An 8970-nucleotide genomic window follows, 5' to 3' on the forward strand; every position below is an offset into this window, starting at 1 on the left:
TCGGCTACCAGCCGCCTGCGCCAGAGGTCGTCATCTGGCCAACCGAACCGAGCGGATCAGTGCCGTCCGCCCCTCCTGCCATCGTCACACGACCGACGATGCACTAACTTCAAACCCGGGCCACCGAATGGGGGCAGGCCACGTTCTTCAGCTTCTAAACAACGGGAGCTTACCGGATGTCTGACCCGGCTCGCGACACCACCAGTCGCACCATTGATCGTGCATTGCTTGTCGCTGCTGTCATATCCTTCGGGTGCGGAGTGCTGACGATAGTTAGCGGGTTGGTGAGGTAAGGGGCCTCGGCGCACGGCGCGAGGGCAGCGGGTTCAGGCGGGCGCGGCCGGGGCGTGAAGGCGACTACGTTCGACATGGGGTTGCTCTGGAGTGCAAAGAGGGAAGGGCGGGCCGGCGCGGTCGGGCTATTCCCCGCCCCACGCCTCTCGGATCTCTGCGAGCATGGCCTTGCTGCGGATCCTGTCTTCGCAGCGCATTTCATGCGTCACGCGGGTGATGAGGGCCGCGTTGCGCTCGCGCTCTGTACGAGGCGTACGGCGCGCCAACTCGGCAATACAGGCGTCTTGGAGTCACCCTAGGCGGTTCTGCTCGGCGTCGATGACTTCACCGCAAACGGTGAGGAACCATCGATTGGGCTGGGTCCAGAATCCATCCTCCTGAGCGATCTCGCTTAGAGCTTCCGCCGCTCGGTGAGACGCCTCGCTTAGGCAGATCAGGTTTTCTAAAGGGACCGGCGAGAGGTCGAGCTCCCAAGCGTAATAGAAAGCGTCACGAGACAAGTCGCGCTCCAACGGTGATGCCGCCTCGACCTGGAAGGCTGCGACCTCGCGCAGGACCGTGTGAACGAGGCGACCGCCGTCATCGAGCTTTAGGCCGGGGTGAGCGCTAAACCGCTCGAAGTCCTCCAAAGCCAGTGCCGCCTTGGCCGTGATCTCGCGCAGGCTGGCGGACGGCTCGTTGATGGCGCGCGTGAAGACGGCGTTCGTCTTGCCGCTCTCGGCGTCGAACTCCTCATCCGACCATTCCGAAACCTTCAAGGCGTTGTCGATCCAGGCGCGGCGCCTAGCCGCCCAAAGGCAGGCGGCGGCAAGGCCGGTCGGCGCAGGCGTGAAGGTGTCCTCGGCAGGCGCGGTGAACGCGGTTTCAGGCTTGCGGGTCGCGCTGGCGAGGCGGCCGGAAAGGTCGGCGGCACGGTCGCGAAGCGAGGGGGCGGCGGTCTCGGTCTGACGGAGGAAGGGATTGCGCATAGGGGCGGCCTCGCGGTGTCGGGGATGCTGGGAGTCGCGGCGCTCGACAGCCGCGCGGTGGCGGCAGGTCAGACGAGCGGCAGGTAGCCGTAGGCAGCGATGCCCCCGGCCGATCAGGGCGAGCGCGGTCGAGGCCTAGCCCGTGAGGTCGAGGAAGCGCAGGGCGCGGACGTGCGGCGTGTCGGGACGGACGAGAGTGACGGCTTCCCATCCGCGGATTGCGCCGGGAGTCTCCTCGTCCTTTGGGGTATCCACCGACACGCGGGACCGAAGGTCGATCACGGGTACGGCGCGACGCGGGATCCTCGTGGCGAGGCGACTGGCCGGCGTGATCGGTGTCGGGCCGGCGAGCGGGGTCAGGCAGAGGCTCAGATCCTTCGCCCGCGCCATGGCGATGTCGTAGGCGGGCTGGTGGCCGGCGGCGAACTCGGCCTCGTCCAGAACCCACCACGCCAGATGCCGAAACAGGGCCAGGGCCTCGGGGGTGAGGGGGCGGCGGTTGGACATTGAGGCGACCTATCTTTGGTGATAATTTCACCACTAGAGGTATCGTCATCACCGGTTTGAAGTCACCCTCTTTCGGTGATAAAATCACCATATGAAGCCGTTTCAGTGTCGAATGGCCCGCGCAGCGCTTGGGTGGACCACGCAGGATCTCGCCCGTGAGGCTGGCGTTGGTGGCAATACGATCAATCGTTTTGAGGCCGGACAGGACGCTCGGATCAGTAGCGTTGATAAGATGCGGTCGGCCCTCGAAGCCGCCGGCCTCGAATTCATCCCTGAGAACGGGGGCGGGGCCGGGATCCGATTCCGGGAACGGAAGGGGTCATGATCAAGCGACGGGGCGGGAAGGAAACGGACCCTCACCGCCAGCCCATGTCGAGCGAAGCGCTAGCGACTTACATCTCTCTCGGGCGGCGCCTCGCCGCTCAAATGGCGGAGACCAACTTCCGCTTCCTCACGGCCAAGCCCAGATGGACGGCGGCAGAGGTGGAGATGGCCACCGAGCATGCGATTGCCCGTATGGATATCGGCGCCCGCGATCTTCTGAACGAGAAGGGTGCCGACCACGGCGGAGAGCATTGGCAGGCCATCTGGGCGGCGATGGAAGGGGGCTACCGCGAAGCGACGGCGGCGCTCCTATGCGATGCAAGCGTCCGGGGTGGGGGTACCCTGCAATGAAGAAAGATCGGGACGGAATCCAATTTCCGGAGCTGAAGGGGTGAGCGCCGAGGACGACGAGGCGCGGCGAAAGCTCTCGGCCACCCACTTGAACGGGCTTGCGGTCGCGGTGTTCGCAGTGGGCGGGTTTGCCGCATTCATCTCGACGGTTCTGGCTTCGGGGTCTGGACCGCAGAACCCGTGCCTGGTGTTCGGCTTGATGGCGATTTGCTGGATGGTCAGTGGCGCCATACATTCAACGGCACGGACTTCCCTGTGAGGTCTTTAGCTATGACGACCGCGCAAGTGCTCCTGCTTCTCTCGGTCCCGCTTGGCAGCGGCGCGCTGGCTGTGTGGGTGCTCTGGCTGAACCGGCCTGCGACTCTGCACGCGGCGGAGGCGCCGGATAGGGCAACTGTGCGCGCCGACGTTCGATAGATCAGGGGATTGCAGGCTGCCTATTTACCGCAGCGGCCACATCGGCTCCGTCTCCGGCCCCTTCCGCCCGCAGGCCGAGCAGCGCAGGTACAGCCCGACATCCCCGACCGCCATCGTGGAGGGGAAGCGGCTCAGCGCCACCTCCCTCTCATGTCGGCAGGGCGGCGGGCAGATGGCGCGGATGGACCGGACCCCGTTCTGAGCCGCGTTCTCCAGATCCATCGGCCGGATTTCACGGCCCTCGCGGTCGTAAGCTCGGCGCGGGTTGCGGCGGTGGCGCGGAACAGGGTCGCCCTGCCCCGAAGAGTAGGCGGTGGCCGGGTAGCGGGGTTCGGTCATCTCTCCATCGCCCGTCGCTGCGCTACCGTTAAGCTTTCATTAACCCAACGGCGCCCATCTCGCCCATGCGACCGGGACCCCCGCCCCGAGCGCCCTCAGAGCAGCGCAGGACTACCGCGCGGCCTCTTCGGCATATTCGCGTTTCATTAGACAATAAGCATTTCCATTATCAGTGATGCTTGTGATAAAAATGTAACGGAAAATTTATTAATACTACACGTAAATTCGCATCTGTTCCATCTTGGACCAATTTGTAACAATGAAGTAACCCTGTCCGCAGCTGCTGCTTTGAACAGCGCGCGGTGCGAGAGAGGGCGCCATGAGCAAGCAGACGAAGGCAAAGTTGTGCCGGAGCCACACCAGCTCCTGCACCACCTACGCTGGCCTTGCCGTCGCCGATCTTGGTAACGGACAGCGCCGCCGCTTGATCTCGGTGTTGCGGCTGGCCTGCCGCTGCCTCGGCATGGGCCGGCGCGGGCGCGTCGGCGCCCTCGGACTTGGCGGGGGGGGCGTCGGTCTAGCCGCTCCGTGGGCGGTGGCGGTGATGGCTGGGCTCGGCCTCGCCTTGCCCGGGGCGGCGCACGCGCAGGCCGTTTGCACGACCGATCCCGTGACCGGGGCGACCACGACCGGCGCTCGCTCCTTCTCTTGTGGAACTAATGCGAGCACCGACCTCCCAGGGGGGACTCCGGCACAGCAAGCCACGGCTGTCGGCGACCAGTCGAACGCGTACGGCGACTACAGCACGAGCCTTGGCTCTTTCAGTGGCACAGGTGCCGCAAACGTCGGTATGATCAGCATCGGCGCGAACGCCAACGCGTTCAGCAACGTCCCCGGCACCTATGGCGTTGCGATCGGCGCGGGTGGGGCGGCCGGCGGCGGAGCGGTGAGCTACGGTGACAACACGATCGCGATCGGCGGCGGCAACGCTACGACGGCCAGACCCGCCGTCACGGGATCCGGGCAAGGCAACATCGCCATCGGATCTAATTCTGGGGCGGGTGGGTTCGGGATCTTCGATACCAACACCGGCGTCTACAACATCACCCCTTTGGCCAATACCGGGCTGACGGCGATCGGCTTCGGCGCGGAGGCCGGTGCGCGGGCGAACGGACAGAATGATGCTACCGCGATTGGTGCAAGAGCTATCGCTAACGCAGTTAACGCCACCGCTCTTGGTGTAGGAGCGATTGCCAACGGGGATAACGCCACTGCGGTTGGCCGAGATGCACAGACGTTTTCCGTGAACGAAGTTGCACTTGGGACTAGCTCAAGAGCTTACGCCGCGAGTGGCGCGGGCATCGCCATCGGCAACGGGGCCGCTGCAGGTACCGCCGGCCTCACAACCAACGGTGACCCGTTAGCGATCGGCACAGATGCGAAGGCAAGTGGCGGGGACGCCATTGCACTCGGTGGTCAAAGTAACGCTGCAGGGGCTAGCTCCATCGCCATTGGCGGCTTTAGTGGTGGGGGGGCAGGTACGACCGCTGCTGGCGACAACTCGATCGTGCTAGGCCTCGGCGCGGTCGATAATGCGGTTGCAAACTCCACCGTCCTTGGTACGGGAGCGAGTATCGCGGCAGGTGTGCAGGGGTCTAATGTAGCGCTGGGCCAGGGTACGCAAGCGGCTATAGGTTCGCAGACTAATTACGCGGCCGCCTATCTAACACAGCCCCAGACCTCTACCGGCGAAGTCGCGGTCGGCAATCGGCAAATTACCGGCATTGCAGCTGGCTCGGCACCCACTGACGCGGTGAATGTCAGTCAACTTCAGGCTGGTGTCGCCAGCGTGCCAGTAGCCGCGAATAATACATTTGGACTGCCTGTCCCGAGCGCGACGGGAGCAAGTTCTTTCGCTGCAGGGTTCGGCGCAACTGCGTCCAATCCGGATGCAATAGCGCTCGGCGAGGGAGCCACAGCGGCTGCATCGCAAGCAATCGCTATTGGTAATGGCAGCTCATCAACAAGTGATTATACAACCTCTGTTGGAACAACTAGTGTTGCATCCAGTCAGAATAGCACTGCAATTGGTGGTCAAGCCGCGTCCCGCGGAAACAGCTCCACAGCTATTGGAGCATTCAGCAACTCCTTGGGTGATTTCAGCGTAGCCTTAGGCCAGGGTGCAACTGCAACTGTTGTTGGTGGGGTAGCGCTAGGCCAAGGAGCACTTGCTAATCGTAACGGATTGAACGGCGACGCAGAATTCTTCTCCGGCACAGCGGTCGCGTCCACCAACGGCGCCGTGTCGGTGGGCGCGGCCGGGGCCGAGCGCCAGATCACCAACGTGGCGGGCGGCACGCGGGCCACAGACGCGGTGAATCTGCGGCAGTTGCAGGCCGTCGGAGGAAACCTTGCGACGGCGATCGGTGGCGGAGCGAACTTCAGCACGACGACGGGCGCCTTCACCAGTCCGACCTACACGTTGAACAATGGGACGATGACGACCAACAACGTCGGCGACGCCCTGACCAACCTCGACGGGCGCACGACCACGAACACCAGCAACATCACCGCCTTGCAGAACGGCACGTCCGGCCTCGTACAGCAGGCCAACGGCAATGCGCCGATCACGGTCGGCGCTGCCACCGGAGGGACGGTCGTCAACGTGGCCGGCACGGCTGGCAACCGGCAGATCACGGGCGTGGCGGCAGGAGCGGTCAATGCTGCTTCGACCGATGCCGTGAACGGCTCGCAGCTCTTTACTCTAGCTCAGCAAGGGGCTGCCGGTATCACCAACCTCGGCAGCAGCACGGCCGCAGCCATCGGTGGCGGCGCAACCTACAATGCGGTGACTACCAGCATCACCGGTCCCAGTTACCAGCTCAACGGCTCGGGCCAAACTTTCACTAACGTCGTCGCTGGCCAGCAAGCGCTTTCTTCCGGCGCCGCCGGTCCCATCCAGTACGCGACGCCGGGCACGCCCTCGAACGCGCTCAACCTCGTGGGTGCCGGTGCGCCCGTCACGCTCGCCAACGTCGCCGCAGGCACGCTGTCCGTCAACTCCACAGAGGCGGTGAACGGCTCGCAGCTGTTTGCCACCAATCAGGCGATCACCAACCTGCAGGCAGGCGCGGCTGGGCTGTTCGTGTCGAACAATGCCAACAGACGGCTAGGTCCCACCGCGACCGGGGTGGACGCCTCGGCTGGCGGGTTCGGCGCCACGGCCAGCGGCGTCCAATCTACCGCGGTAGGCAATGCTGCCAACGCTGCGGCGGCCAACGCCACAGCGCTGGGCTTCGGTGCGCAGGCCACAGGAAGCAACAGCACCGCGCTCGGCCAGGGAGCCAATGGTGGCCTCGCGAACTCGGTGGCGGTGGGGCAAGGCTCGATCGCGACGGCGGCCAGTTCGACCACCGGCAATGCAGCCTTGGGCGTGAGTACCAACGCTGGAGCAGTGGCGGCTGGATCCGGTAATGTGTTTTCGGTCGGGCAGGCCGGAGCCGCACGTCAGATCCAGAACGTCGCCGCCGGGGCGGTCACGGCAACTTCTACCGACGCCGTCAACGGATCGCAGCTCTTTAGCGTGGCCACCAATGTCAATTCGGTCGGGACAGGGGCCGCTACGGCGATCGGAGGCGGTGCAGCCTACAACGCAGCTACCGGCACCTTCACGGGCCCTAGCTACGGTCTAAATGGCTCGGGGGCGACCTATACAAACGCGGTGTCAGGTATCCAGGCCATCGCCTCAGGTGCAGCCGGCCCTGTCCAGTACGCAACACCCGGCACACCCTCGAATGGTTTGAACCTCGTTGGTACCGGCGGGGCGGTTGCCCTGGGTAACGTCGCCACCGGCACTTTGTCAGCGACATCGACCCAAGCGGTGAATGGTTCACAGCTGTTCGCCACGAACCAACAGGTGGCAGGTAACAGCGCGGCCATCGGCGTGCTGCAAGGCCAGACGGCAACCAACACCGGCAACATAGTCGCACTTCAAACCGGCCAAGCTGGTCTATTCCGCGCCAACAACGCGGATGGCCTTGGGGCTCCCCAGGCCAGTGGTGCGAACGCCGTCGCCGGTGGGTTCGGCTCTGTCGCGTCAGCCGGTAGCACCACAGCCATCGGCACCGGAGCCCAAGCGACCATGACCGGCGCCATTGCGATCGGTGCAGGAGCCATTGCAACCGGCGACCCGACCACGGCGGTGGGCTTCAACGCGGTCGCCACCGGCAACGAGGCTTCGGCCTTCGGCGCCTTTGCAGCTGCGTCTGGAGCTAATAGCACGGCGCTCGGTCGTTCGGCCACGGCCGTCGGCAGCAACGCAACGGCGGTGGGCTTCGGCTCCAACGCTACTGGGGCCGGGTCGGTAGCGATCGGCGTAGGCGCTTCGGCACAGCAAGCCAACAGCGTAGCGGTCGGCACCGGCGTTGCGACGACACGGGCCAATCAGGTGGCGTTCGGCACCGGCGGGCAGACCTACACGCTGGCTGGCGTAACCTCAGCGCAGAGTCTCGCAGAGCAGACGGGCGGGACCGGGTTCGTGACCACGGACGCGGCGGGCAACCTCGCTGCTTCGGGCATCGGCCCTAGCAGCATCGCCGCATTGGACGGGCGTGTCAGCAGCCTCGAAGCCGGGTTCGGAGCACTCAGTCGTTATGCCGTCGAGACGAGGCGTGAGGCACGTCAAGGTGTAGCTGTCGCGCTCGCTCTATCGTCGGCCCCACTTCCCTCGGCACCCGGCAAGCTCACCTACACACTCAACGGAGCCACCTTTAAAGGCGAGTATGGTCTTGGTGGAGCGATCGCCTACCGCCTCGATACCCTTAGCCCGATAGCAATCACCGCTGGCGTCGGAGGTGGCGGAAGGGGCGATGTCGGTGTCCGCTTCGGCATCATGGGTGAGCTGTGAGGTCTGTCCGATCGACGGGTCTAATCTGCTTCGGCTTGCTGTGTGTATGGTCCGGAACTGTCTCTGGGCAGCCCAAGCCACAGCCATCGCAGCAGGCTGCCCCGCAACCCGCACAGATCGACCGGAACGGAGTGCTCATCCTAATCCGGTCTATCTTGCTCGCGCTTCATCAGGCGAACGAAACCGGTAATTACACGGTGCTCCGCGACCTCGCGGCGCCTGGGTTTCGGGATGCCAACACCGCCGCTCGCATCGGTGAGATCTTCGCCAGCCAGCGTGCTCAGAAGCTCGACCTGTCAGGGGTGGCGGTGCTCGACCCACAGCTGACGCTGCTGCCGCAGATCGAGGCCAACAGTCTGCTGCACATGGCGGGCTTCTTCCCATCGGTACCCAGCCAAGTGAATTTCGAACTGTTGTTCGCACCGGTCGAAGGGCGCTGGCGGCTGTTCGGGATTTCGGTGAACGTTGGTTCGTCGACGCCAGTAGCGCCCTCCCCGCCACAACAGCCCCCGGCCGCGCACGTCAGTGAGCCGAAGCATGTGGAGCCTCCAAAGGGGAAGCCTGGACCGGTAGCGCGGCCCGCTAAGCCTGCTGGTGGCGAGGTCGCTCCGGGAGGTCCGTGACGGATCGGCTGGGATGGACGGCCCCTGAACTGTTCGCGGTCCACCCTGAGCATGGAACGCTGCGCGTGGATTACTGCGGCGCGCTGCTTCTCAGCGGGAACAAGCCCGTGGCGGTCGAGGCCAGTCGGATCGTGTTTGAGAGCGGGTCCGCCTACCGGAATAAGAGCGCCTAACAAAACCATCGTTCGATGAAGCGCCAGACGATGAGGGCGGCAGCCAGCGTCGAGAAGGCGAGATGGATGTCGGCTCGCCGCTCGTAGCGGATGGCGAGGCGACGGAACTGGGCGAACCACGCCAGGGT

The 8970-nt window shown here is 64.8% G+C and carries 8 protein-coding genes and 2 pseudogenes; 6 read left to right on the top strand and 4 right to left on the bottom strand.

What is annotated here, in order from left to right:
- Positions 1-584: 584 nt before the first annotated feature.
- Entirely contained in the window at positions 585-1262 is a 678-nt protein-coding gene (locus MKK53_RS07280; RefSeq protein WP_243928030.1) for a hypothetical protein, read from the bottom strand.
- Positions 1263-1397: 135 nt separating this feature from the next.
- Complete coding sequence (locus tag MKK53_RS07285) at positions 1398-1769, bottom strand: hypothetical protein (protein ID WP_243928031.1); 372 nt, start codon at positions 1767-1769, stop codon at positions 1398-1400.
- A 112-nt stretch (positions 1770-1881) separates the two neighbouring features.
- On the opposite strand from MKK53_RS07285, the gene MKK53_RS07290 reads away from it, so the two are divergent.
- Genes MKK53_RS07290 through MKK53_RS07300 form a run of 3 tightly spaced genes read left to right on the top strand, consistent with a single transcriptional unit; the run spans position 1882 to position 2703 of the window.
- Positions 1882-2094 (top strand): helix-turn-helix domain-containing protein, encoded by a 213-nt coding sequence (locus MKK53_RS07290; protein ID WP_243928036.1) that lies wholly within the window; start codon positions 1882-1884, stop codon positions 2092-2094.
- The gene (locus MKK53_RS07295; protein WP_243928032.1) at positions 2091-2444 is read left to right on the top strand and encodes a hypothetical protein; all 354 of its coding nucleotides are present in this window, start codon (positions 2091-2093) and stop codon (positions 2442-2444) included. The genes MKK53_RS07290 and MKK53_RS07295 overlap by 4 nt, the downstream gene beginning before the upstream one ends.
- Positions 2445-2484: 40 nt before the next feature.
- Positions 2485-2703, top strand: a complete 219-nt coding sequence (locus tag MKK53_RS07300; protein ID WP_243928033.1) for an amino acid transporter protein — start codon at positions 2485-2487, stop codon at positions 2701-2703.
- A gap of 182 nt (positions 2704-2885) precedes the next feature.
- Here the strand turns inward: MKK53_RS07300 and MKK53_RS07305 are convergent, their stop codons facing one another.
- Complete coding sequence (locus MKK53_RS07305) at positions 2886-3200, bottom strand: hypothetical protein (protein WP_243928034.1); 315 nt, start codon at positions 3198-3200, stop codon at positions 2886-2888.
- A 544-nt stretch (positions 3201-3744) separates the two neighbouring features.
- On the opposite strand from MKK53_RS07305, the pseudogene MKK53_RS25695 reads away from it, so the two are divergent.
- From MKK53_RS25695 to MKK53_RS07315, 3 genes and pseudogenes are all read left to right on the top strand, one after another.
- Positions 3745-3957 (top strand): annotated as a pseudogene (locus MKK53_RS25695) (hypothetical protein); the annotation flags it as partial.
- Positions 3958-3990: 33 nt separating this feature from the next.
- The gene (locus MKK53_RS07310) at positions 3991-8046 is read left to right on the top strand and encodes a beta strand repeat-containing protein (RefSeq protein ID WP_243928035.1); all 4056 of its coding nucleotides are present in this window, start codon (positions 3991-3993) and stop codon (positions 8044-8046) included.
- 131 nt (positions 8047-8177) lie between these two features.
- Positions 8178-8669: a hypothetical protein gene (locus MKK53_RS07315; protein WP_409564288.1), complete on the top strand. Its 492-nt coding sequence runs from the start codon at positions 8178-8180 to the stop codon at positions 8667-8669.
- Positions 8670-8838: 169 nt separating this feature from the next.
- On the opposite strand, the pseudogene MKK53_RS07320 reads toward MKK53_RS07315, so the two are convergent.
- Positions 8839-8970 (bottom strand): annotated as a pseudogene (locus MKK53_RS07320) (IS5/IS1182 family transposase); the annotation flags it as partial.

The sequence above is a fragment of the Methylobacterium sp. J-076 genome (assembly GCF_022829405.1).
GTDB lineage: Bacteria > Pseudomonadota > Alphaproteobacteria > Rhizobiales > Beijerinckiaceae > Methylobacterium.

Excerpts from the sequence above, each read along its gene's own strand:
- MKK53_RS07280 (WP_243928030.1), bottom strand. The coding sequence starts at position 1,262 with ATGCGCAATCCCTTCCTCCGTCAGACCGAGACCGCCGCCCCCTCGCTT.
- MKK53_RS07285 (WP_243928031.1), bottom strand. The coding sequence starts at position 1,769 with ATGTCCAACCGCCGCCCCCTCACCCCCGAGGCCCTGGCCCTGTTTCGG.
- MKK53_RS07290 (WP_243928036.1), top strand. The coding sequence starts at position 1,882 with ATGGCCCGCGCAGCGCTTGGGTGGACCACGCAGGATCTCGCCCGTGAG.
- MKK53_RS07295 (WP_243928032.1), top strand. The coding sequence starts at position 2,091 with ATGATCAAGCGACGGGGCGGGAAGGAAACGGACCCTCACCGCCAGCCC.
- MKK53_RS07305 (WP_243928034.1), bottom strand. The coding sequence starts at position 3,200 with ATGACCGAACCCCGCTACCCGGCCACCGCCTACTCTTCGGGGCAGGGC.
- MKK53_RS07310 (WP_243928035.1), top strand. The coding sequence starts at position 3,991 with ATGATCAGCATCGGCGCGAACGCCAACGCGTTCAGCAACGTCCCCGGC.